The 21,939-nt window shown below is 39.2% G+C and carries 22 protein-coding genes; 13 read left to right on the forward strand and 9 right to left on the reverse strand.

Going from position 1 to position 21,939, the window contains the following annotated elements; translation table 11 throughout:
- Window positions 1-1,029: 1,029 nt before the first annotated feature.
- Window positions 1,030-2,487 carry an APC family permease gene (locus CH362_RS17405; RefSeq protein WP_100711595.1) on the forward strand — a complete coding sequence of 486 codons (1,458 nt, stop codon included), beginning with the start codon at window positions 1,030-1,032 and terminating at the stop codon, window positions 2,485-2,487.
- Between the two features lie 9 nt (window positions 2,488-2,496).
- Window positions 2,497-2,904 (forward strand): hypothetical protein, encoded by a 408-nt coding sequence (locus CH362_RS17410; RefSeq protein WP_100711596.1) that lies wholly within the window; start codon window positions 2,497-2,499, stop codon window positions 2,902-2,904.
- Between the two features lie 7 nt (window positions 2,905-2,911).
- Here CH362_RS17410 and CH362_RS17415 read toward each other — a convergent pair whose 3' ends face one another.
- The 3 genes from CH362_RS17415 to CH362_RS17425 form a co-directional block, all read right to left on the reverse strand.
- Complete coding sequence (locus CH362_RS17415) at window positions 2,912-4,189, reverse strand: phthiocerol/phthiodiolone dimycocerosyl transferase family protein (RefSeq protein ID WP_100711597.1); 1,278 nt, start codon at window positions 4,187-4,189, stop codon at window positions 2,912-2,914.
- A 21-nt stretch (window positions 4,190-4,210) separates the two neighbouring features.
- The gene (locus CH362_RS17420; RefSeq protein ID WP_208859610.1) at window positions 4,211-5,278 is read right to left on the reverse strand and encodes a fatty acid desaturase; all 1,068 of its coding nucleotides are present in this window, start codon (window positions 5,276-5,278) and stop codon (window positions 4,211-4,213) included.
- Between the two features lie 114 nt (window positions 5,279-5,392).
- The gene (locus CH362_RS17425) at window positions 5,393-6,529 is read right to left on the reverse strand and encodes a helix-turn-helix domain-containing protein (RefSeq protein WP_100711599.1); all 1,137 of its coding nucleotides are present in this window, start codon (window positions 6,527-6,529) and stop codon (window positions 5,393-5,395) included.
- Between the two features lie 177 nt (window positions 6,530-6,706).
- Between CH362_RS17425 and CH362_RS17430 the strand changes: the two genes are divergently transcribed.
- Complete coding sequence (locus CH362_RS17430) at window positions 6,707-7,501, forward strand: crotonase/enoyl-CoA hydratase family protein (protein ID WP_100711600.1); 795 nt, start codon at window positions 6,707-6,709, stop codon at window positions 7,499-7,501.
- A 141-nt stretch (window positions 7,502-7,642) separates the two neighbouring features.
- Window positions 7,643-8,815: an acyl-CoA dehydrogenase family protein gene (locus tag CH362_RS17435; RefSeq protein ID WP_100711665.1), complete on the forward strand. Its 1,173-nt coding sequence runs from the start codon at window positions 7,643-7,645 to the stop codon at window positions 8,813-8,815.
- Here CH362_RS17435 and CH362_RS17440 read toward each other — a convergent pair.
- Complete coding sequence (locus CH362_RS17440; protein WP_425269080.1) at window positions 8,812-10,002, reverse strand: glycosyl hydrolase family 18 protein; 1,191 nt, start codon at window positions 10,000-10,002, stop codon at window positions 8,812-8,814. The two genes, CH362_RS17435 and CH362_RS17440, sit on opposite strands and share 4 nt — an antisense overlap.
- Before the next feature lie 148 nt (window positions 10,003-10,150).
- Between CH362_RS17440 and CH362_RS17445 the strand changes: the two genes are divergently transcribed.
- Complete coding sequence (locus CH362_RS17445; protein ID WP_100711601.1) at window positions 10,151-10,915, forward strand: helix-turn-helix domain-containing protein; 765 nt, start codon at window positions 10,151-10,153, stop codon at window positions 10,913-10,915.
- A 68-nt stretch (window positions 10,916-10,983) separates the two neighbouring features.
- Window positions 10,984-11,367, forward strand: a complete 384-nt coding sequence (locus tag CH362_RS17450; RefSeq protein WP_100711602.1) for a VOC family protein — start codon at window positions 10,984-10,986, stop codon at window positions 11,365-11,367.
- Here the strand turns inward: CH362_RS17450 and CH362_RS17455 are convergent.
- Window positions 11,364-11,738, reverse strand: coding sequence for a hypothetical protein (locus CH362_RS17455; RefSeq protein WP_086448499.1), 375 nt, complete (start codon window positions 11,736-11,738; stop codon window positions 11,364-11,366). The genes CH362_RS17450 and CH362_RS17455 overlap by 4 nt on opposite strands.
- Window positions 11,739-11,860: 122 nt before the next feature.
- Here CH362_RS17455 and bcp point away from each other — a divergent pair, with 122 nt between their 5' ends.
- Window positions 11,861-12,340: a thioredoxin-dependent thiol peroxidase gene (bcp, locus tag CH362_RS17460; protein ID WP_100711603.1), complete on the forward strand. Its 480-nt coding sequence runs from the start codon at window positions 11,861-11,863 to the stop codon at window positions 12,338-12,340.
- Window positions 12,337-13,830 carry a leucyl aminopeptidase gene (locus tag CH362_RS17465; RefSeq protein ID WP_100711604.1) on the forward strand — a complete coding sequence of 498 codons (1,494 nt, stop codon included), beginning with the start codon at window positions 12,337-12,339 and terminating at the stop codon, window positions 13,828-13,830. The genes bcp and CH362_RS17465 overlap by 4 nt, the downstream gene beginning before the upstream one ends.
- Before the next feature lie 61 nt (window positions 13,831-13,891).
- On the opposite strand, the gene CH362_RS17470 is transcribed toward CH362_RS17465, so the two are convergent.
- On the reverse strand, window positions 13,892-14,623 hold the full coding sequence (locus CH362_RS17470; protein WP_244280634.1) for a matrixin family metalloprotease: 732 nt from the start codon (window positions 14,621-14,623) through the stop codon (window positions 13,892-13,894).
- A gap of 607 nt (window positions 14,624-15,230) precedes the next feature.
- On the opposite strand from CH362_RS17470, the gene CH362_RS17475 reads away from it, so the two are divergent.
- A complete protein-coding gene (locus CH362_RS17475) occupies window positions 15,231-15,860 on the forward strand; it encodes a lytic transglycosylase domain-containing protein (RefSeq protein ID WP_100711606.1) in 630 nt (209 codons plus the stop codon).
- Here CH362_RS17475 and CH362_RS17480 read toward each other — a convergent pair.
- Window positions 15,857-16,723: an MBL fold metallo-hydrolase gene (locus CH362_RS17480; protein WP_100711607.1), complete on the reverse strand. Its 867-nt coding sequence runs from the start codon at window positions 16,721-16,723 to the stop codon at window positions 15,857-15,859. The genes CH362_RS17475 and CH362_RS17480 overlap by 4 nt on opposite strands.
- Before the next feature lie 16 nt (window positions 16,724-16,739).
- Entirely contained in the window at window positions 16,740-17,579 is an 840-nt protein-coding gene (locus CH362_RS17485; RefSeq protein WP_100711608.1) for a substrate-binding periplasmic protein, read from the reverse strand.
- A 158-nt stretch (window positions 17,580-17,737) separates the two neighbouring features.
- On the opposite strand from CH362_RS17485, the gene CH362_RS17490 reads away from it, so the two are divergent.
- The 4 genes from CH362_RS17490 to CH362_RS17505 are packed head-to-tail and all read left to right on the forward strand — an operon-like array spanning window position 17,738 to window position 19,926.
- On the forward strand, window positions 17,738-18,472 hold the full coding sequence (locus tag CH362_RS17490) for an LIC10920 family plasminogen-binding lipoprotein (RefSeq protein ID WP_100711609.1): 735 nt from the start codon (window positions 17,738-17,740) through the stop codon (window positions 18,470-18,472).
- Window positions 18,473-18,495: 23 nt separating this feature from the next.
- On the forward strand, window positions 18,496-19,059 hold the full coding sequence (locus CH362_RS17495) for a Spy/CpxP family protein refolding chaperone (protein ID WP_100711610.1): 564 nt from the start codon (window positions 18,496-18,498) through the stop codon (window positions 19,057-19,059).
- A 1-nt stretch (window position 19,060) separates the two neighbouring features.
- Window positions 19,061-19,594, forward strand: coding sequence for an RNA polymerase sigma factor (locus tag CH362_RS17500; RefSeq protein WP_100711611.1), 534 nt, complete (start codon window positions 19,061-19,063; stop codon window positions 19,592-19,594).
- On the forward strand, window positions 19,591-19,926 hold the full coding sequence (locus tag CH362_RS17505) for a hypothetical protein (protein WP_100711612.1): 336 nt from the start codon (window positions 19,591-19,593) through the stop codon (window positions 19,924-19,926). Before CH362_RS17500 ends, CH362_RS17505 begins: the two co-directional genes overlap by 4 nt.
- Before the next feature lie 33 nt (window positions 19,927-19,959).
- Here CH362_RS17505 and CH362_RS17510 read toward each other — a convergent pair whose 3' ends face one another.
- Window positions 19,960-21,924 (reverse strand): acetoacetate--CoA ligase, encoded by a 1,965-nt coding sequence (locus CH362_RS17510; protein ID WP_100711613.1) that lies wholly within the window; start codon window positions 21,922-21,924, stop codon window positions 19,960-19,962.
- Window positions 21,925-21,939: the final 15 nt, after the last annotated feature.

Below are 21,939 nucleotides of genomic sequence, written 5' to 3' on the forward strand. Positions count from 1 at the left end.
CATCACCATGGAACAATCTCAGCTAATAAAAAATTTTAATTTCTCATTCGCAGTTATATTTGTTGTTAAAGAACTTTGTTTCTTCCCTCAACTTACAGTTTGAAAGGCGAATGCCGTCCTACCCGCAAATTTCGGTTACTGACCTAAAAACAGCCAGAAGACCAAAATACAAAAACGACTCGGCCAGTCAAACTGTTTTTATAAAAATTTTGCAAGTCTATCTTTTCTAAATTTCGAAATCGGTAATTCTAATGTGACATAAGTCAAACTCGAATTCAAAGAGATTTCATTACTTCAAAGCCCTTTGAGACATAGATTTAGCTTATTATGATATTTTAATGTAGCTTAAGAAATGAATACAAACTGAAGTTGATCACAGAAGCGCTGGTAATGAAAATTCCGCGCAAAACACGGATACTAATTGAGAAAACGACGGGATGTGATAAAGGCGATGTCAGGCAATCTCTCCCACGGGCCACTCCCCTCCACCCGAACCCGGGCGGGGGCGATCTCCTGAACCTTGTAGGAACTCCAACAAAATCTACATATAGAAGTTTAGGGCGGCCCCCTCGCTTACGCTCAAGGTCGCGCTGCTTCGATTTCGCTATCGCTCATCCGTAACGCTTCGCGTCTCGGACTAAAGATCTGCGCATCGCTGCCGCAGTTATTTATCATATAATAAAGCCCTTCTTACCTATGGGTCGCTGCGGTAAAATGCAGAGTATTGATTATAACTATGTTTTCGGTTCAAACAAATGGTTTTGATTACAACGCTTCTGTCGTTTGGCCTTTGGCCACCGACTCGCTTCGCGGTCGTTGCGGCAGGGATACGAAGGGCTTTAGTCCGGCTTGCCGGATGAGCGCGAATGCGCGAACCCGTAGTAGCCCGGTCTCGCAAAGCGAGAGCCGCCCAACTCATTATAGGAATTCCAACAAGCAGCGTAGGACCTCCTACAATGAGTGATTTAAAGTGGTTTTGAAAATGTCTTGTGAGTGAAAGTAAAGGGGCTATCTTGACCAAAACTCGAAATGAAACTTCGCCGCTCTCTTAATCTTTACGATTCCATTTCTCTCATGTTCAGCTCTATGGTGGGACCGGGGATTTTTATCACTACGGGTTATATACTGACCCAAACTGCCAATCCGAATTGGGCACTTCTTTGTTGGATCTTGGGTGGGCTGTTGGCGATCGCAGGTGCGATGAGTTATGCGAAATCGGCGAGCATTTTTCCGTATGCTGGAGGAGATTACGTTTATTTAAAAGAGGCCTACTCGCCCATCGTTGCGTTTTCGAGCGGATGGCTTTCTTTGTCGGTGAATTTTTCGGCGTCCATCTCTCTTTCTGCAATTGCGTTCTCTAAATCATTTTTAACTTTATTCAATCCTAGTTGGGACATTTATTTCTTAGAATCCAAGTTTCTAGGAATCACATTCTCCTTGGGTGTGGCTCAGATACTAGGGATCTCTACGATCTTATTTTTCACCATTGTGAATTTTTTCGGTATCGGATTCGCCTCTCGTATCCAAAACTTTTTCACTACTTTCAAAATTATAGGTCTGGTTGCGTTTGTTACCCTTGGCTTCGCTATAGGAAATTATAATATTCAAAATTTTGAATCCTTTTCTTTGGTTCCTTCTGATCTGCAAGGATGGAATCTTTTGTTAGCAGGAGCAATTCCGGTCACTTTTTCTTATTTAGGCTGGAATATGATCACTTACGTTGCGGAAGAAGTAAAAGACCCAGAAAAGAATATTTACAAATCCGTAATTGTTTCCTGCGTTTTAGTTACCTTTCTTTATGTTCTGATCAACTTTCTATATTTGAGTTCCGCTCCTATCCAATTTCTGGCTGGAGACGAAAAGATCGGTGTAACTGCTTCCGGATTTTTATTCGGAAACGGTGTGAATATCCTGATCACCGCATTTATTTGCTGGGTATTCCTGGGAGGAATTTCCGCTTATATCATTGGTGGCTCCAGGATCTATTTTGCGATGGCGAGAGACGGATTCTTTTTCCCGAGCATGGCCAAATTACATTCTAAATATCATAGTCCTTACAAATCTTTGGTCTTTCAGTTTTTGTATGCCTGTCTTTTTTGTTTTGTAAAAGAGATCGAATCGCTTTTATATCTGATCACCTGCTCCACCCTACTACTTGCAACAATCACAGCTTACACTCCTGTCATCTTTGAAAAAAGACATTTAAAGAATGAATTCAAGATCCCAGGTTATCCATACTCCACCTATCTATACATACTTTCTAATATTCTAATTATTGGAACATTGTTCTATAATAAAAGCGCAGAAGCTCTCTGGGGTTTTGGATTTACTTTATTTTCTGTTCCATTATATTATTATTTTAAATTTTCTAAAAAATCCCAGCCTATCCTGGTCGATACAACACCCGAACCTGAATTGGAAGCGAATGGTCTAAGTTTACTTCCTGAAAACGAGCCTGTTCCGGTAGGTAGCGGAGATCCCGCTTAAGTTTCTACCTTGGAACTTTCTCCTAAAAACAAACTAAGGCTGCATCGATATTTAGGGATTGTTTCCTTAAGTTTTCTTTTTTCTCGTCCATTTATCATTCTATTTCAATTTCCAAATATTCAAGATTTTGAATACTTCTCCACGTATATCGGAAGAACAGGTGCCATCTTTGGAGTTCTGGCATTTATTAGCGGAGGTGGTTTAGGTAAATATTTAGATGAGAAGAAGTCAAGAGTAGCAGAGATCCACACGATTGTAATGCTCGCAGGTTTAACTATGCAAGTTCCTGTTCTTGCGGAAGTGGAAATTCTTTTGACTCCAAACCTGATTTCTTATTTAGGCTGCGGAATCTTAATCTGGGGATGGATCCTCGGAAGAAGAGTTTTTATAAACAGAAAAAGAATCCTTCCATTTTAAGACAGGCCTACAAATTCGAAAGTATATTCTTTCGGAAAGAATATGCAAACTGAGAGATATCCTCTTCTTTCCAACGATTCTTATCGTAGTTTATATTGATTGCCATTCTATTTTCGTAAGTTGTAACAGTCGTAAAAACTGTTTGGGTTAAGGCAGGATGCACTGTAAAAGAAAGTTCTTTCACTTTTATTTCTTCAGATGCCAAAACAGGAATAATTCCTACATTGCTCAACAAACTAGCTTGAGGATTTCGATTCATCAGCAATTGGAAAAGTTTTAATCCATCTTCTTTTTCTAAAAATTGTTCGGAAGGAGGAAGTAATTCGTAAAATGCTCTGCCTTCCCTTCTTCCAATACGAGCCCTTACATCATTCATGATCGCCTTTGCCTTTATATCAAAAGAATCTCTGATATTTACAGGAGTAGTGAATAGAGAAATATAAAGTCCTAATGCAGAATCAGGCACAGGATGACTCAAATGAGGTCGTAGATCGGCTGGAGTAGAAAGATATAATACTCCTTCTTGGCTTTTATCAAAAAAATCTGCAAGTGCGGTTACTTGAGAAGCGCCCAAGATCCCATGAAAGGAGATCTTCTTTTGTTTAGAAGTTTTTAATAGAGAATTTACATCTTCTTCTTCTAAATAAAAACTAATGATCTCAGGATCTTGTTCTTCCTTTTTGCGAGTGAATTGAGGAATGATCAGAGGTTTTTCCGGTTTTGGTCCTCCTTTATACAATTCTTCTGCGGGATATAATTCCATTAGAGAAGAATATTCTGAATCTTCTTCGATTTCGTCTGCTTCGCCTGTACTTGCTCTGAGTACATCTAAAAGAAATCTACAACCCGATCTTCCATCTCCAATACTATGATGAAAGATAACACCAATCGCAAATTTAGAATTTCCGGAAGTATAAAATATAGTTCTGATTAAAGGAGAATCTCCCAATTCAAAAAGTCGGATAGTTTCCTTGGCTAATTTAGATTTCCAATCCGGAGAATAGAAATCTTTTTGGATCGGGATTTTTTTGTCTGAGGTTGCAAAGTATAAATGAGAATCTTGTCCGGCTTGTTTTAAGATCTGAACCTTAGCTAACGCATGTTTGTTTTGGATAAGGTCCAGAGCTTTGCGTAAATTTTCTTCTGAAAAAGAACCTTCTCCTTCTGCCATTACACAGAAGTTCATAGAGGAGGCGCGGTCATATAACCAGAAATTTGCCTCCGCTTGGTCTAAGGATCGAATGAATTGACCTTGGGGTCTTTCAGATTCTTTTAAATTTTGCATGCCATTTCCGACTTTAAAGTACTAGGCCGGAATCGCAATACCATCCATTTTTTCTTTTTGGTAACGATTCGCCCTTGTCATACTTTCAAAGTCGTTAAAACGAATTCCATATTTTTTTAAGAATGGTTTTACTTTAGGTGCGACTGCTTGTCTTAGATAGAACGGCTGTGTTACCACGAAATGATGGATCCCATGAGTGGCTCCAAAATTAAAACAGAACATATGTAAAGGTAATATCCACCAAGAATCCAACACTTGGGTCTGTTGGTATAAACTCTTAACATCTCCGTAATAATGCATATTAGAGGAAACAATCTGTATCGCAGATTGCCTTAGCCAACATGGGATCAAATACACTACCGCAGCAGTATTTAAGAAATTATGAATATAGGCAGTAGTTCCTGTTTCTTGTATAGGACTTCCTAATGACCAATTGATCAAAGAAATCATTCCCCAGATCAAGAATGAATACCAAAGAAGAAGATACACTAAACGATAAGGCCCCTTGATCGGTTTAGCTTTTATTTTTGCAAGATAACGGATCGCATCTTTTCTGATCTTAGGTCCTTGTAGAACGACTGCCATGATCGGATCTATCATCACGAGTATACGTTTGATACCCCACGGCATTCCGTTACTAATAAATCTTTCTTCTATATCTTCTATGTTTCCTGAAAGTTTATGATGAAGAAGATGGATCTCTTTTCTAAACCAAGGATTAACCGTATTCGCGCGGAATAACCAGACCATCCAAAATAGAAAGTTCTGCATCTTAGGATTTTCTTTAAAATAAATACTATGGATCAGGTCATGTTCCATCTCATGAAGAAAGGATGCCAAGATCCCATTTCCAATAATACAAGCCCAGAAAGGAATGATATCCATTACATACAAACTTCCGAGTAGGATCATTCCTAAAGCGGAACCCATAGTGATCCCGAATCCGATTGCGTCTTGGTATTTTAAAAAGGAGAAACGTTTTCTAAGTTTAGAATCCGAACGGCGGATCCATTTGATGATACGTTTTGTTTTTTCTTTTTCGGGAAATCGATCTGAAATGTTTTTTCGCTCAAGGGTCAGGGAACTCATATCCACTCCGATGTAACTGATGAATGGAATTATATCCAGAATCTCAGATCCGTCGTTCCAATCTATAAACCGAAACCATAGAATCGGTTTCAATTGATAGGATGGGACCGATCTTTAAGAATTTTTCTCCCTATATTCAGATGGAGGAACTCCAACTTCTTTCTGAAACGCTCTATGGAAGGAGGTTTTACTCCTAAATCCAACTTCATAGGCTATATCCAGAACAGAAGTATCCTTGTTTTTGGAAAGTAACTCGCAAGCCTCTCGGATCCTATATTCGTTTACGAATGCCGAAAAATTTTTGCCCATTTCTTGGTTGATCAATTCTGAAAGTTGGTGAGAAGAAAGTCCAAGCTCATCCGCAAGACTTGCCAGACTTAAGTCCTCGTCTTTGTACAATTTTTCGACTTCCATCGCTTTTAGTAAATTTTCCCTGAGTGTAACGAGGTCCATTCCTTGCAATAAGGAGCGGGAATATTTTTGAAAGGTAACTCTTGCAACCTCTTGTAAGTTTTGGAAATAAGCAGGGTATCTTCTACCAATCAAATAAGAAACACAAAGACTTAAGCCCATCATGCAAGCGCTCACCAGTAGAAATAGTGGATTCTTATCTATCAGAAAGAATGCACCTACTGAATGATTGGCGATCGTGGCGAGAATGATATAGAGAAGAACTCTTGCAGTCCATTCTTCTTTTAAAACATTCGGCTTAAATAATATTCTACTCCCTCTCAATAATCCTGCAATATAGGTAGCGAGTATGAGTAGTGGAACTAGAAAAACCAGATCCAATGCACTTCTTGTCAAAGAGAATGTTTGGATACCTTCTCTGACCGCATCCGAATCCGGCACAAAACTTAAAAAATATAAAACCCAGATGATCCCCGGCATAATAGAATGTTTTGGGCTTAGACCCAATGTAGATTTTTCAAATTCTGAATTTTGAATGATCTTGTGAATGCCGTATAGAATGGGACCTATGGAACCTAAAACAGGAATATGAAGAAGTACGATCCTAGGATATGAAGAAGAAAGTCCAAATACATAAAATAAACAGCTGCCTTGTAATAACCCAAGGCATACGAATAATAAAGAAAGCAAACGATTGAGAGCCGTTTTTCTTTCTAGAATATTCTGCCCTATACATAATAAGGCCCCGAGGTAAGTTCCGAAGATCGCGAAAGAAACTAAAATCCAGAAAGCCGGAGATTGAGAGACTTGTTCCGGAAATAGTATCGGAAGATTAGGCATCCAAGGCTTTATCTACTATCCGTACAGGTTGTCAACCTTCTGTAGGACCTTTATTTTAGTCGGGAAACGAAATCAGTTCTTTCTAAAAATCAAAAAAGTTTGACATCAAATTTAGAAAAACAAAAGACATAGGATCGAAAAGGTAGACTATATGGTCTACTCATCCCGGAGGATTTTATGAAATCGTATACTTATATCCAAATCGAAAAGAAAGGTCCTGTATTCTGTATCGCACTCAACCGCCCAGATGCAAGAAACGCGATGAATACACAAATGATTATGGAGTTAAGCGAAGCTCTTACTGTTTACGAAGATGATCCAAGCTCCAGATGTGCAGTTCTATATGCAAATGGTCTTCATTTTACTTTCGGTTTAGAATTGGAAGATGTTGCAAAATCGATCATTGATCAAGGCAGAAACTTTTTCAAAAAGGGGAATATCAATCCTTGGGACACCGGAGGAACAGGCAGAATTCGGAAAAAACCCTTAATCACCGCAGTCCACGGGTTTTGCCTAACTTTAGGAATTGAATTGATGTTAGCTTCCGACATTGCTCTCGCTGCAGAGAAAACAGTATTCGCTCAAATGGAAGTACAAAGAGGGATTTTACCTTTTGGAGGAGCTACGATCCGATTTGTAAGAGCCTCAGGTTGGGGAAATGCAATGAAATATATCTTAACAGGAGATACTTTCGATGCTTCCGAAGGATATCGGATCGGAATTGTACAAGAAGTTCTACCTAAAAAAGAATTATTGGTAAGAGCAATGGAACTTGCAGAAAAAATTTCAGCACAAGCTCCAAAAGCAATAGATGCAGTTCTCGAAAATGCAAGAAAAGCAATCGAAGTCGGTGATCTGGAAGCGATTGATGATCTAGTGCCTTTAGTGACTGATTGTTTAAAATCTGAAGATGGGCAAGAAGGCATCCGCTCCTTATTGGAAAAAAGAACTGCAGTTTTCAAAGGAAAATAGTATTTTAAATTTTTAGAATATACTGCTTTATTTAAAATTCGTATTTAGTTTGCATTCCTAACAAACGATATTCGGATGCTGGGAATTCTACTTGCCTTCGCATATGTTTCTTCGAGTTTAGCAGGATCCGAGGGAATATTAATGGATTTTAGCCTAAGTTCCGATGAACAAGAGTTCACAGAATCATTTCGCAATTTTTGCAAAAAGGAGATCAGCCCATTTGCGGAAGAAGCAGATAAAACAAAGGAACTTCCCAGATCTCATTATCTCAAACTGGGAGAAGCAGGCTATTTAGGCCTCTTACACGAAGAGGAATTTGGCGGACAGGGAGCGGGAGTTTTTTTAAGCACCTTAGCGATGGAGATTATCTCCGAATCCTGTGGTTCTACTTTTTTTAGCGCAGGTGCTTCTGCAGGTTTATTCGGACTTCCTATTAAACATTTCGGAACTCCTGAGCAAAAGAAAAAATATCTGCCTGATATCATCTCTGGTAAAACAATCGGCTCTTTAGGAGTAACAGAACCTGATGGAGGTTCTGATGTTTCAGGACTTTCTTCCCTTGCTAAAAAATCTGGGAAGGATCGTTATCTTCTCTCAGGTCAAAAAACTTATATAACTAACGCGCCTAATGCTGATTATTGTTTGGTTCTTGCAAGAACCCAAGACGAAACGGGAAAAGAAAAAGGACTCACTCATTTTATTGTAAGTCTGAATTCAAAAGGTATCTCTAGGTCTGCCGCAATGGACAAAATGGGACTCAAAGCGTCCCCTACTGGAGCATTATTCTTTGAAGATGTAGAAGTTCCGGAAGAAAATATTTTAGGTAAATTAGGAAAAGGTTTTAGACAAACAATGCAAACCTTTAACGCAGAAAGACTTTCTTTGGCGGCTTATTCCTTAGGAGTCATGAAAGCTTGTCTAGATGAATCTAAATCTTTCTCTGCTTCCCGCAAAAGTTTCGGCAAATCTATTTACCAACACCAAGGTGTTGCATTCATGCTCGCGGAAATTTATTCAAAGTATGAAGCGGCAAAATGGCTTACCTATAATACCGCCTGGGAAATGGAAAAAATTGAATCGGAAGGAAAACCGAGCATGAGTCTTTCCGGAAAATGTGCCGCTTGTAAATTATTCGCAACTACTGCAGCAAGAGAAGTTACAAATCTTGCAGTCCAGATACATGGAGGAGCAGGTTATATGGATGAATACAAAGTTTCTCGCCTATATAGAGACACTCGTTTAGGAGAGATAGGTGGCGGAACAAGCGAGATCCAAAAACTGATCATCTCCGGAAGTATCATGAAGGAATCTTAATGTACTTCCGAAAGTTCAGGTCCTAATTTTTCTTCCAGATATTTATTGATCTCAGGATCGTTATCCTCTATCAATTGCCAGAAAGAAAATCCCCGGATCTTATACTTATCCAATATTTTCATCTTCTTCTCAAATGCGCTTCTATTCATATAGAATGCTACCCTATCGCAACCACCCATTCTATACCAGAGAGAAGGATCTGAATACACATGGCCTTGGTGTCTGTATAAATAAGGCCGGAGATAAGTCCAATCTGCAGCTTTTGGTTGTGTTTTAAAAATTTCTAATACGTCTGTAGGCTCTTCTTTTCTTGGAGCCATTTTGTCTCGGATCCACTTTGCCCTGGAATAATAGACTGATTTTGTTTCAGCCTGGCAATGTAAGGCCCAATCATATCCATAAGTTGGAATTGCCATATACAGTTTTTCATTAGGAATACGAGCTACTGCATATTCTAAAATTTTATCGATCCACCAATCAGGGGCTTGGGGTCCAGGTCCTGGGAAACCTTGTTTACGAGGATGTAGTTCATAGGCCATAATTTTGACCTTATCTGCAACCTTTCCCAAAAACTCATAGTCATGAGTTAATTGCCCTCTATATGCTTCGTAAAAATCTACCTGGATAGGTGACTTCAATCCTTTACAAGGATATACGGAAGGTTTTTCCGCAACAGTTTTAGGATGAATGGCTACTGATAGAATTTTTCCTTTTTTATGTAGCTCGTCTCGCAGAAGTATTAAAAATTCCTGAAATACTTCTTTTTTCTCGCAGGTCATTCCTTCGTAATCTATATCGATTCCATCATATCCGTAAGTATCTATCTCTTTAAGAATATTTTGGATATGAAGATCTCTGACCTTGGTGTTTCCGTTCAGGCCGATTACATCCGAAACTTTTTCGAAATCATTTTCCCATCGAAATATTGTAGGAATGATCAATGTGCGAGGAGACATGAGCCTGAGCCAACGAATCCTTTCGTCTATTTCATCCTTCTTCCAAACGGAAAGTATACGACCTGTATTGTTACGACCACCTTCCAGATTATACAAAAATGGATGGATCTCATCATAAAGATGAATATACTTCATCATTGCATAAAAATCTTGGGACCAGGTAGAAGCAAATAATCTACCTTCTGGAGCAGTAGGAGGTACAACCTTTTGAGACTCTTTTGGCTGTTCCAAAAAACAAGCACCCAAAGTCGCTGAGAATGCTAAAATAAGAATCGAGAAAAATAACTGATTAATAATACGTTTCAATGTTTCCGAGGTTTTTACAAATAGAAACGATGACAAGTCAGAAAACAAATCCAGAGAAACGATAGTTCTAAAGATGGAATACAAAAAAGATTTCAGTCCATTACAGCTCAATCTAGGAATCCAGTATTCTGAGATCGCTCCTTGTACTGAACTCATCTCTTGTATCGCATATTATTGGGAATTTAGTTCCGAATTATCCACACCAAGCCAGTACCAAGTAGTTCCAGATGCCTGCGTAGATCTAATCATGAATATAAACTCGGAGGGCCCTATTTTAATTTCACTCTCCCCTATTTCCTTGGAAAATTTTCCAATCCAGCCAGGAGATCGTTGGTTTGGAATACGATTTTTGCCTTCTGGAATTCGTAAATTTTTTAAGATGGATTTGGGAGAACTAAAAAGCCAAACTTCTATATTTCATGAAATATTTCCGGCAGAGGCCAAAGAGTTAGAAGACAAATTAAGAATTTCTAATTCATTTTTTAATCGTATCAAAACCTGTGATCTTTATTTTTCGGAACTCTTAAAGAAGAAGTCTTTAGGAACTGATCCAAGGATCGAGACTTCTTTGAAAGAAATATATTCGGATTTTCAAAAGCCTACAGAAAAATTAGGACTTCAAATTTCTTCCAGGCATCTCAGAAGATTATTTTCAGAGAATATCGGACTTTCTCCAAAGGAATTCGCAAAAGTTCTCAGATTCCAAGCGGCTCTTAGAAATTGGAAAGAAAACGGCCAGTTAGATATCGGAGAAGGTTTTTATGATCAGTCCCATTTTATCAAGGACTGGAAGAAGTTCACAGGTCTCACACCTTCTTCTTTGCGTAAATTCCGCTAATACTTTGTCCGATTTTTACAATTCAAATCTTTCATTTCAGGTTAAATTCCAAGTCATAGGAGAAACTTATGAAATTAAATCCAGGAATAGTCACGAGTAAACTAAAAGAGACCAAGGAATTTTATGTAGGCAAATTAGGATTCCAGATCGTTTTTGAGAATGATTGGTATATTCTTCTTTCCACCCCAAACGGAAAACATGAAATTTCATTTTTACTTCCGGAACTTCCGAGCCAAAACTCCGCCTTCCAAAAAGAATATTCTGGATTTGGAATGTATCTCACGATTGAAACTGAAGATGTAGATCTTCTTTATTCTGAACTGAAAAAGAAAAACTTATCTATTCTTTTGGATTTAAAAGAAGAAGAATGGGGAGATAGACATTTTGCAATCTCTGATCCGAATGGGATCGGTATAGATTTCGTGAAATATACAGCACCTGTGAGCGCTTAGATAGACATTCCGTTTTTCTTGAGTATGTCCAATGCGGTTTGCCTTAAAATTGGATGAACAACAAAATCTTCCGGATCCGGAGCCTTTCTTTCGGGTTCGGGATTTTTGAACTTATCCGGTCCAATCCATTGGGAGAGGGCCCATAACATTCTTTGGAAAATTTCGTCTATCCTTCTCTGATAACCCGCCTTCTTATAATAACCGTAGGCGAGGATCGGAAGTTTTTTTTCGAACATGAAATGGTCTCCTAAACGAATGAGCCCATCCTTGTATTCTGTTTTCAGAAAACATTCCCTGGCTTTTCGGATATCACCTTCGTTGAAGGCCTGATTTCCCTGACGGATCAGTTCCATTCTTTCTTTAGGATCCATAGTTTTACTATCGTCAGGTTTTTCGATTTCGCAAGGCTTTTTACCTTCTTCTTCCCTTCTGAAAACGGAAACGAAACAAAAAATCTTGTATAGAACCAGAGTTCCCCATCATTTGTCTTTGTATGAGTACTTTAAAAGCGGGGTCTAAGGCCCCTAGTTTTACGACCCTGAACCAAGACGGGGAAAAGGTCTCTCTCAAGGATCTGGCCGGAAAAAAAGGTTTGGTATTATATTTTTATCCTAAGGACCAAACCCCAGGTTGCACTACCGAGGCCTGCGATTTTAGGGATAATTTTGCTAGGCTAAAAAAAGAAGGCTATAATGTAGTCGGGGTCTCCAAAGATTCAGTTAAGTCCCACCAGAAATTTATAGAAAAACAAGAACTCAATTTTACTCTTCTATCTGATGAAGACGGAAGTATCTGCGAGGCTTATGGAGTGTGGCAGTTGAAAAAGTTTATGGGAAGAGAATTTATGGGAATTCTCAGAACCACATTCTTGATCGGAACAGATCTGAAAATTTTGAAAGTTTATCCGAAGGTAAGCGTGAAAGGTCACGTAGATGAGATACTCGGAGATATCAAGGCGTTGGACAAAAAATGAAGATAGAAAGATCAAAAATCAATTTTAGCATCGGGAAGAATACTTCCAAAAATATTTATAAAGTAATCCCAGTTACAAAAGACAATCTGCCTAAAGAATTAGAGACTAAATTTTCCGACCAGATCCGTTCCGGAATATTCACGGCAGAATCCGGACAAAGTTTTATAGATGAGTCTGAAAGAATTATTTACCTGGGTCTTGGGAACTCCAACAAAGTAAGCATTCGTTCCGTAGCTCAGATTTTCTTAAGTATAGGAGAAAAACTTCGCAAATGGGATTCAGTGGGCTTGGAAATCAAACTCACCAGGTTTTTGACCAAAACTCTTTCTCCTTCTTCTTTAGTTTACCAGATCGCAAATTCAATCGATCTAGGCGCATTTCCCATCAATGTTCTTACCAAAGATTTTAAAGACAAAAAACTAAAATTTGGAAACGTAAGTTTTGTATTAGAAGATCCTAATGCAGAAAAATCTGCGAAATCTGGTCTAGATAAATCCAGAGCGGTTAGTAAATATGTGAATGGCGCCAGATATATCGCTCACCTTCCTGCTAATCATTTCACTCCAGAAGAATTTGTTTCTCGTTCCAAAGAGATCGCAAAAGAAGCGGGACTAAAGATCACCGTAATGGACGAACCCCAACTTAAAAAAGAAAAGATGGGTGGAATTCTCGCAGTCTCCCAAGGTTCCGACAAAAAACCTAAGATGATCGTTTTGGAATATAATCCTCCTAAGGCAAAATCCAAAAAGAAATTAGCTCTGATCGGAAAAGGTCTTACATTCGATTCGGGCGGGATAAGTATCAAACCTGCACAAGACATGCATGAAATGAAATATGATATGTGTGGTGCAGCTGCAGTGATCCATGCAATTGGTGCGATTGCAGAATTAGGTATCTCTGTTCCAGTAATTGCAGCTATAGGAGTTGCGGAGAATATGCCGGATGCTGCCGCTTTAAAACCGGGAGACGTTTACACTGCTCATAATGGTCTCACTGTCGAAGTCCAAAACACAGACGCAGAAGGCCGCCTCGTTTTAGGCGATGTTCTTTCTTATATTGGAAAAAAATACAAACCGGACTATATGGTGGATCTTGCCACTTTAACCGGAGCGATCATCATTTCTTTGGGCCATGAAGCTGCTGGAGTTATGAGTAATTCCGACAAACTACGTGGGCTCTTGGATGAGGCTTCGGCTTCTTCCGACGAAAGGACCTGGAATCTGCCTTTATGGGAAGAATATGGCGAAGATCTAAAGAGCGATATAGCAGATTTACGTAATATTGCGGGACGCCCAGGTGGAAGCCTTTCCGCTGCAAAATACCTGGAACGTTTTGTGGATTCAGGAATTGATTGGGCTCACATTGATATCGCAGGAACCGCTTGGAGAAAAAAAGCATCCGGCACCCAAATTGGGAACGGACCAAGTGGATATGGCGTGAGATTGCTTGTAGACTTGGCCGAAAAATTAGAAAAAAACCGGGGAGTTTAATCCCCGGCAATCTTCGATCCACACCATTGGAAGACTGACCGGTTTTACCGTTCTGGGGTTATCAGTCTTCCTTTTCCATATTTATATTTCCGAATACCGCAAACGAAGGTACGGTATATTGTTTTAAGTAAGTAAAGTCTGATTGTTTCGTATAAAGATTAGAATCATCTATGGAACCAGGCGGCAGAGAGGTATCATACAATGCTTGTGCAGCATGCATTTCCGTTCTGCTTGGTTCGAATACATTTCCAGTCAACATAGGGAACATCAGATCTTTAGGATCTTGAGAATGTTGTAATCCAAGGCAATGCCCCACTTCATGGGCGACAGTTGCGATGATATATTCTTTTGCATCGATGGTGCTTCCTTCCATCCTCATTGCATCTGCAGTTGCTTTGATCCTGTCTTTAAAAATAAAAATGACACTGTTTTCTATACTTGTAGTTGCGCTGATAGAACATGCAGCGAGATAAAATGGATTAGAAGAGAATAGTTGGCAGTCTTTTATATTTTTTTGTGAGATACCCTCTACATGACATTTACCCGATTCGGTAAATGCTATAGTGTTTCTCATTCTATCCACTCTAGTTTTGGCTGGATATACATCTATACCGAGGCCCCATTTTTGAGCCGCTGATTTTGTAAGTTGTAATCCGCCTTTCATTTCTTCTCCATAGGCTACCCAGAGAAGTTGTTTTTCTTCCCAAGTAAGATCGCTAGTTGGATTTCCCATTTGGGCACATTGCGAAAATGCAATAAGGCATAGTACGGACAGAGCTAAAGATACCCTCATTATTTTTCCCCAGAAAATATCCGATTTCAGAGTTTTTGTTTTTAGAAATCGAATCCGACGAATACGGATTTAGCTTTTTGTAATGTATCTTTAAATTTTCTCTGTCGCGGGATCGATCATCGCGAGTGAGTTTTTCTTTTTTATTCAGACTTGTTTATTCAACAAATCCCCGGTTCTAAATATTATGACGAAGCAGTTACAAAAATTTGCATCAAAAATTTTATTTTTCATAAATTATATTAAATAAATCGAATGTTATAATTATTTCAGATTGAGAATCGTTTTGAGAAGCGAACGCAAAAATAAATACTCATTTAAGGTTAGTAAATTTATTTCCAAACTCCCTCTAAATGTTCTGATCTATATTTTGAAATTTTTTATACCGAAAGATTTACTCTTCTTTTGGAAATTTATTTCCAAAATGAAAAATGTTTCCGGTGCTCCTTTACTCTTCCTTTTTTAATTTCTTAAGGGCCAGATTCTCCCCCGAAAACCCGACTTTTTTTTCCAAACTTCTAAAACCGGGCTTTTTTTTACTTGGCCCGTAGTGCGCCGCAAAAAGACTGGTCATATATAGTGCAATGCACTATAAGAGGAGGCAAGGAGAATGCTCCAGCCTAAAGTTAGAAAAAGATACATATTCATCGCCTCGTTACCCCTGCTCTACCAATCATTCGTGGCCCCAATCGCGGGTTCCCTGATCGGAAAGAGCACTCCTGGTAGGATCTCCTTACCGGAAAGCGCCCAAATCAAAGAATACATTCGCTCAGAGAGACCAAGCCTTACTGAAACAGAGCTGGAACTTCTCTCCTTAACCGTAGAAAAGGAATCAGAAAGGATCAATAATAGCGCCTGCGGAGTTTATTGCCAAAAAGGAGAGAAGGCAGGGTTACTTCTCGGGATCATCAAAACGGAGTCAGAATTCTACCGAAAAGCAAGATCCAAGAAGAATGCACTTGGGCTCATGCAGATCATGCCCGGGACCGGATCCTGGATCGCATCTTGGGAAGGAAAACATATCAAAAAACAAGACTTACTGGAGCCCGAGACAAATATCCATCTTGGAGTCTCTTATCTGAACCATCTTTTAGAAACACATGAGGGAAATATCCGCATAGCTCTTCTCGCATATAATGCGGGACCGGGAGCGGTTAAAAAATGGGGAGGAGTTCCTGCCTACGCTGAAAGTGTGTTTTCAGGCCAGGAAGAATATTTAGGAAGCAGGGAATCATTCTAACGTTTTTGCATCCATAGAACGCAGGACCTAAGCATCTCACTCATATGCTTCCGATCCGTATGAGTGGGGTGCCCGTGGCCTGGAAGAAGCCACTCAAAATTATAATTTTCCAAGTCCTGCATGGACTTGGTTTGTTCTTCCCAAGAATACCAGCAAGCACCCCTAAAAGCGATCAGCCTTTCTTTTTTAGGATCAAATGCTAGATGGTCTCCAGAAAATAGAAATTTATGTTTATATAATAGAGTAGAATGTCCCTTTGTATGTCCCGGCCCAGGTATTACCAATAGATCCTGCTCAAGTGCGAATGGTTCTTTTCCTCTAATCACTATTTCCGCATTTGGAACTGCAGATAGATCTCCTTCATGAATGATCCTTTGAGTTCCGAAATCATTATGAAATTTTTCGTGATCTGCAACATCATCTCTATGTGTTAGAAAATGATATTTGATCCCGCCTAGGTTTTTTATCTTTTCAGAAAGTGATGGAATATATCTAGGAGAATCCACAAGTACGTTACCTTCTTCCCTTACAATTAAATAGGAGAAGGCGCCGAACGAATCCTTTGAATGGAAACCACAATGATAGACCTCGTCTTGGATCTGTCTTGGAAAAGATAATTTGGCTTCCGTGAGATCAATCCGATCTTCTGTTCCAATAGAAGCTGTAGGGCAAGCAACTAACGCCTGTAAGGCTTGGAATTTTTCGGATTCTGATTCAGGTTGTTTTTTAACGAAGGAACCTGTTTGGTCTTCTCCGAATATATCGGAGGCTAAGATCCTGCAGGTTTCACAATCTATACAACTGGAATCCACATAGATCTGTCCGGGAGAATTTTGGACCTTTCTTTTTGCCAAAGTCGCCATACGGATTAGACTGTTTTTATTTCACCCAGTCGCTTCTGTTAAAATACTTATCCTCTAAACTTTTCAATTCTCCTGTTCGTTTGAATTCCGACAGAAAAAATTCAAAATTACGGGAGAAGTAAATATCACCTTTAGGAAGTAAAGCACTCACATGATTTTCTTGAACTGGCTCCATAAGTGCCCTAAAATTAGATAAAATACTTTTTTGTTTTAGCAGAAGTCCCTTGATATAAAGAGAATCTCCCACAAAACAATTTGCCTGTCCTTCTTTCACAGAATTCCAAGCGCTTTCCATAGAACCGTAAGTGAATATCCTGGAATTCGGAAAAATACTTAAAAGATATTCGTGGCTGGAAGAAAATGCACGAACTGAAAAGCTAAGCCCGCTTACACTTTCCAAGTCCTTTATACTTCTGAAATATACTGTAGAGATAATATTTCCTTCCGGAGGAGGAGGAAGTGCATTCTTATTTACCAAAGCTCCAGGTGTGGAAACCAAATAAGGAGAACTGAAACTTCCTTTTTTAGATCTTTCTAATGTAGAACTCAAGCCCGAAAATGCGATATCCGCTTCTCCGTTCTTGATTGCTTCCGCGTAATCTTCAAATTCTGGACGGTTTGTAAATGTGTATTTTACTCCCAAGAACTCAGCGTATTTTTTTCCAAGTTCAACATCGAATCCGGGAAAACCATCTTTGGGGTCAGATATATAAAATGGGTCGAAGTTGCGATTTCCAGTAACTCTCAATTCACCTCTTTTTTGGATCTCTTCTAAACGAGAACCAGAGATGTTTTGAGAGAATAAAGGAGAAAGTATAAAAAACGAAAATAGAAGTCCGAATATTCGAAACACCATTCTTTTATATTTTCTTAGCCCTTATGGATCAAGGGAAAAAACAAGGATCTCTCATACTAGAGTCGATCAGATAAATATGTTTTTTTAGTAAGAATCAGGGAACGTTTTCCCCTCTCCGGGTTTACCTATATACAAAGAGAGAATCCTGGAATCCTATTTTGTATCCATTCATCCAAACCAATATCCAAAGCCCACAAACCTACTTAGTGTTCTTCTTATTTTGTTTTTTATCCTGCCAAAATCGAGATGCGGATAAGGTAAGCTTAACTGTTTTCGGGGACGGAGTTGCATTCAATATAGATGGAGAATTGGATATGGATAAGACTGCAAGCTGTGGGACAGCTACTCCTTATAGTTCTTCCAGCACGAGCACCACTACTACGACTACAACAAGTACAAGCACCACAAACTTATATACAGTGATCACAAGATTATACTTTAAAACAGGTGAATATCTATATCTCAAGTTTTTATACGATGCTACGCAAAACCAAGGCTCCATTGATTCTACTCAAGGTTTCTCATATTCGGGAGGAATCGGAACATCAGCAGTGGTTTCTAATTACGGTAAAATTTATTGGGGAGGAAGTGGCGTGCCTGTAGATACAAGTGTTTCCAGTTCCCAGGCTCTTTCTTATCTTAATGTGGATTTGGATCTGGTCGGCACCGCAGTTTCAAGTGGAAGTGTCGCACTTTCTCTTACCCAATGTTATACTGTAGATAATATCAATTGTACTTCCGCTACTTCTACAAGTATGTGTTATACCCAAGATGGAGAGACATGTTATAATACGCAGAATGTTTCAGGTCCTTCCGTCAGTATAAAGGGAGAAGTAAATTGTACAAGTAGTACGATTTCTTCCGGAAGTTCTTCTAGCACTAGTACACAATAAAAATAATTCGTCAGAAATAGTAGGTGATCGTTTTGGATTTTAAAAAACTTAAATTACTCGTTCTTCTTTTACTTGTCTTTGGATCAGTAAGTTTCTTATTTGCAGAGCCCCCTCCTCCACCCCCATTTGGCCCGGAACCATTTGATTTTTTTATACCAGGTGGAGGTCCAGGCCCAAGAGAAAGAGAAGATAGAAATTTTGAAAAGTTTTCCAAAGAACTTTCTTTAACTCCTGAGCAAATCGATAAGGCAAAGGCCGCAACCGAAAAAAGACAAAATATTAGTCGGAGTGTAGGGGAGAAGTTACCTTCTCTTCACGAATCCTTACGAAAGCTATTAGAATCTCCGAAAGTAGATCTGGTAGCAGTAAAATCCAAACTGAAAGAGATCAGCGACATACAATTTGAATTAAGATTTCTGCATATAAAAGGAAGATTGGAATTTGAGTCCATTCTGACTCCTGATCAAAAACAAAAGCTAAACCAACTCCATAAGGAAAGACTAAATAGGCTGAAGGAAAGAAGGGATTTTCCTCATCACCATGGTCCGCCTCCCGGCCCTCCTCCAGGAGATAGAGACTGTAGATAGAATGACGGAACCCGAATTAATCCGGATCATAGAATCCAGTAAGGAGACTGTCCTCAAGTCCATCCGTAGGCATATTTTGCCTGGGATGGCTTCTCTAGTTGAGGACCTGGTCCAAGATACATATTTAAGATATTACCTTAAGTTCAAAAACAGACCAAGTTTGGATCCTCAAGATGCAAATCGTTGGTTATATGTTGCTGCCAGAAACGAATGCAGAAGAGCAATCCGAAAATGGAATAGAGAAGGAAGAGCTTATTCAAAACTACAAGCAGAGATAAAAGTTTCCGAAAAGAAAGAACAAGATATAGCAGCGATCGAACCAGACCCGGACAAACGTAAATGGATAGAATCTCAAATTAATCTCTTGCCTTCTCCATATAAAGAAACTATGATTCTTAGGTTGGGTGGCGAGAAGATGGAATCGATTGCTAAAAAATTAGCGATCTCCGAAGGAACTGTTAAGTCCAGGATCTCCAGAGCAAAAGAATGGTTATCCCGGTTTGCATCGAATCAAAAAGGAAGAGAAGAAAAATGAAAGAACCTAATATCGATGCCGATCTAGACCGAAAAATTGGATCCTTACTCAAAGATCCTGATCTTGCTAAAAGGATCGCGGGCAAAGTAATCGCCAAAGCAGAAATACAAGAAGTTTCTAAAAATATATTCGTATGGCAGGCAGCAATAGCCGCAGTTTTACTTTTAGGATTAGCAGGGCTTGCTACTTTTTATGTGCGTAGTTTGAAAGAATCTGAGGATCCTTATTCCAGTTCACAAAACTCTGCAGAATATCTGGCTTCTCCCATCGAAACTGAATATATTTGGGAAAATACTGATCTGATCATAGAGACTTCTTTTTCAGAAAGGTAAACTTTCGAAAACAAAATACTCGCAAAAGCAGATCTAATCTGTTTGAAGCTCCGGGATATTTTTATAATATTCTAATGATTCAGGATTGATGAGAGCGTCTTGATTCGTAACAGCTTCCCCTTGTACTGTTTTTTTAACAGCGATCTCTACCTTCTTCATATTCCGAGTATAAGGAATATCCGCAACTTGAACGATCTTGGACGGAACATGACGAGGAGAAACCTTATCCTTGATCTCCTTTTTAATCTTGGATTCAAATGAAGGATCCAAAATTGCACCTGGGGCCATTTTTAAGAATAAGATCACTCTTACATCGTCCTTCCATTCTTGACCGATCACTACTGAGTCAGCGATTTCTGAAATAGTTTCTAATAAGCTATATAAGTCCGCGGTTCCAATACGAACTCCTCCTGGATTCAAGGTAGCATCTGATCTTCCATATACTACCATCCCTCCATTAGGAAGAATTTCTGCAAAATCACCATGTCTCCATATATTGGAATACGTATCGAAATAAGCGCCTATGTATTTTTTTCCATCAGGATCATTCCAAAATTCTAATGGCATAGAAGGAAACGGTTTTGTACAAACTAGCTCTCCCTTTTGTCCCTGGACTGGTTTTCCGGAATCATCAAAAATTTGGACTGCCATTCCGAGACCTAATGATTGTAATTCCCCGGAATGTACAGGTAAATTAGGATTTCCTAATGCAAAACATCCATTCAGATCGGTTCCTCCCGAAATAGAGGAAAGTCTTAGGTCCTTCTTCCAAGATTCGTATACATAATCGAATCCATATCCTGGCAATGGTGATCCTGTGGACAATACAGCTTTTACAGAAGATAGGTCTACGCTTGGTTTGTATTTTTCCTTCTCCAAACTAAGAATATACTTAGCTCCTACTCCGAATACTTTTACCTTACGATCAGAAACGTAACGGAATAATACTCCAGGATCCGGATAAAATGGATTTCCATCGAATAAATGCACTGTTGCTCCGATAGAAAGGGAACTCACGAGCCAGTTCCACATCATCCACCCGCAGGTAGTATAATAGAAGATCCCATCCCCCTCTCTCAGGTCCGTATGCAGCGCGAGTTCCTTCCAATGATTTAGAAAAACTCCTGAACCTTGGACCATACATTTAGGAAGTCCTGTTGTTCCAGAAGAGTACATGATATAAACAGGATGATCAAAAGATGTTTGGTAAAATTCTGGTTCTTTTCCCAAAAAAGATTTATAAGATTCTTCTAATGGAATTGCGTTATTAGGGAATCCATCCGTGATATTTTTCTGATCGTCTGATCCTAAGCGAGGATATTCAGAAATTAGGATCTTTTTTAGATCCGGAAGTTGAGAAGATATCTCTTGGACAATCGTCGCAAGTGGAAGAGACTTACCTTTAAATTCATACAGATCTGTTGTGATCAGAATTTTAGGTTTGATCTGGCCGAATCGATCTAATACACCCTTAACTCCAAAGTCTGGAGAACATGATGTCCAAACAGCACCTATACTCGTGGCAGCTAACATCGCAAGAACGGTATCCGGAACATTCGGCATAAGTCCTGCGATCCTATCTCCAGGCTCGACACCTTCTGATCTAAAATAGGCAGCGAGTGCTCCTACATTTTTATAAAGTTCAGAATAAGTCAGGCTCTTCTCCGCTCCACTTTCTCCCCTGTAAAAGATTGCGACTGTATCGTCTTTTTTTCGGAGTAAGTTTTGGGCAAAGTTTAGTTTTGCTCCCGGAAAGAATTGAGCTTCTCTAAAAGTTTTTCCAGGTCGGATAATATCTTCGTATGTTTTAGAATGAATGACTGGAGCGAATTCCCAAATCAGTCCCCAAAATTTTTCAGGGAATTCAGCAGACCAGGAATGTAACTCTGCATAGTTTTTGAATTTTTTACCGATCTTTTGTTCGGCAAAATTTTGAAATTCAGTAAGTCTTGAGTTTTGAATGAGTTCGGGACTGGGAGTCCAAAGGGTTTGATTCATGTCCGGCCTGTTATC

Source organism: Leptospira saintgironsiae, assembly GCF_002811765.1.
GTDB lineage: Bacteria > Spirochaetota > Leptospiria > Leptospirales > Leptospiraceae > Leptospira_B > Leptospira_B saintgironsiae.

Bases quoted from the DNA above. Each gene is read 5' to 3' on its own strand.
- CH362_RS17430 (WP_100711600.1), top strand. From the start codon at position 6,707: ATGAAATCGTATACTTATATCCAAATCGAAAAGAAAGGTCCTGTATTC.
- CH362_RS17420 (WP_208859610.1), bottom strand. From the start codon at position 5,278: ATGAGTTCCCTGACCCTTGAGCGAAAAAACATTTCAGATCGATTTCCC.
- CH362_RS17435 (WP_100711665.1), top strand. From the start codon at position 7,643: ATGGATTTTAGCCTAAGTTCCGATGAACAAGAGTTCACAGAATCATTT.
- CH362_RS17405 (WP_100711595.1), top strand. From the start codon at position 1,030: ATGAAACTTCGCCGCTCTCTTAATCTTTACGATTCCATTTCTCTCATG.
- CH362_RS17505 (WP_100711612.1), top strand. From the start codon at position 19,591: ATGAAAGAACCTAATATCGATGCCGATCTAGACCGAAAAATTGGATCC.
- CH362_RS17445 (WP_100711601.1), top strand. From the start codon at position 10,151: ATGGAATACAAAAAAGATTTCAGTCCATTACAGCTCAATCTAGGAATC.
- CH362_RS17480 (WP_100711607.1), bottom strand. From the start codon at position 16,723: ATGGCGACTTTGGCAAAAAGAAAGGTCCAAAATTCTCCCGGACAGATC.
- CH362_RS17415 (WP_100711597.1), bottom strand. From the start codon at position 4,189: ATGCAAAATTTAAAAGAATCTGAAAGACCCCAAGGTCAATTCATTCGA.
- CH362_RS17465 (WP_100711604.1), top strand. From the start codon at position 12,337: ATGAAGATAGAAAGATCAAAAATCAATTTTAGCATCGGGAAGAATACT.
- CH362_RS17510 (WP_100711613.1), bottom strand. From the start codon at position 21,924: ATGAATCAAACCCTTTGGACTCCCAGTCCCGAACTCATTCAAAACTCA.
- CH362_RS17485 (WP_100711608.1), bottom strand. From the start codon at position 17,579: ATGGTGTTTCGAATATTCGGACTTCTATTTTCGTTTTTTATACTTTCT.
- CH362_RS17455 (WP_086448499.1), bottom strand. From the start codon at position 11,738: ATGGATCCTAAAGAAAGAATGGAACTGATCCGTCAGGGAAATCAGGCC.
- CH362_RS17475 (WP_100711606.1), top strand. From the start codon at position 15,231: ATGCTCCAGCCTAAAGTTAGAAAAAGATACATATTCATCGCCTCGTTA.
- CH362_RS17500 (WP_100711611.1), top strand. From the start codon at position 19,061: ATGACGGAACCCGAATTAATCCGGATCATAGAATCCAGTAAGGAGACT.
- bcp (WP_100711603.1), top strand. From the start codon at position 11,861: ATGAGTACTTTAAAAGCGGGGTCTAAGGCCCCTAGTTTTACGACCCTG.
- CH362_RS17425 (WP_100711599.1), bottom strand. From the start codon at position 6,529: ATGCCTAATCTTCCGATACTATTTCCGGAACAAGTCTCTCAATCTCCG.
- CH362_RS17470 (WP_244280634.1), bottom strand. From the start codon at position 14,623: ATGAGGGTATCTTTAGCTCTGTCCGTACTATGCCTTATTGCATTTTCG.
- CH362_RS17450 (WP_100711602.1), top strand. From the start codon at position 10,984: ATGAAATTAAATCCAGGAATAGTCACGAGTAAACTAAAAGAGACCAAG.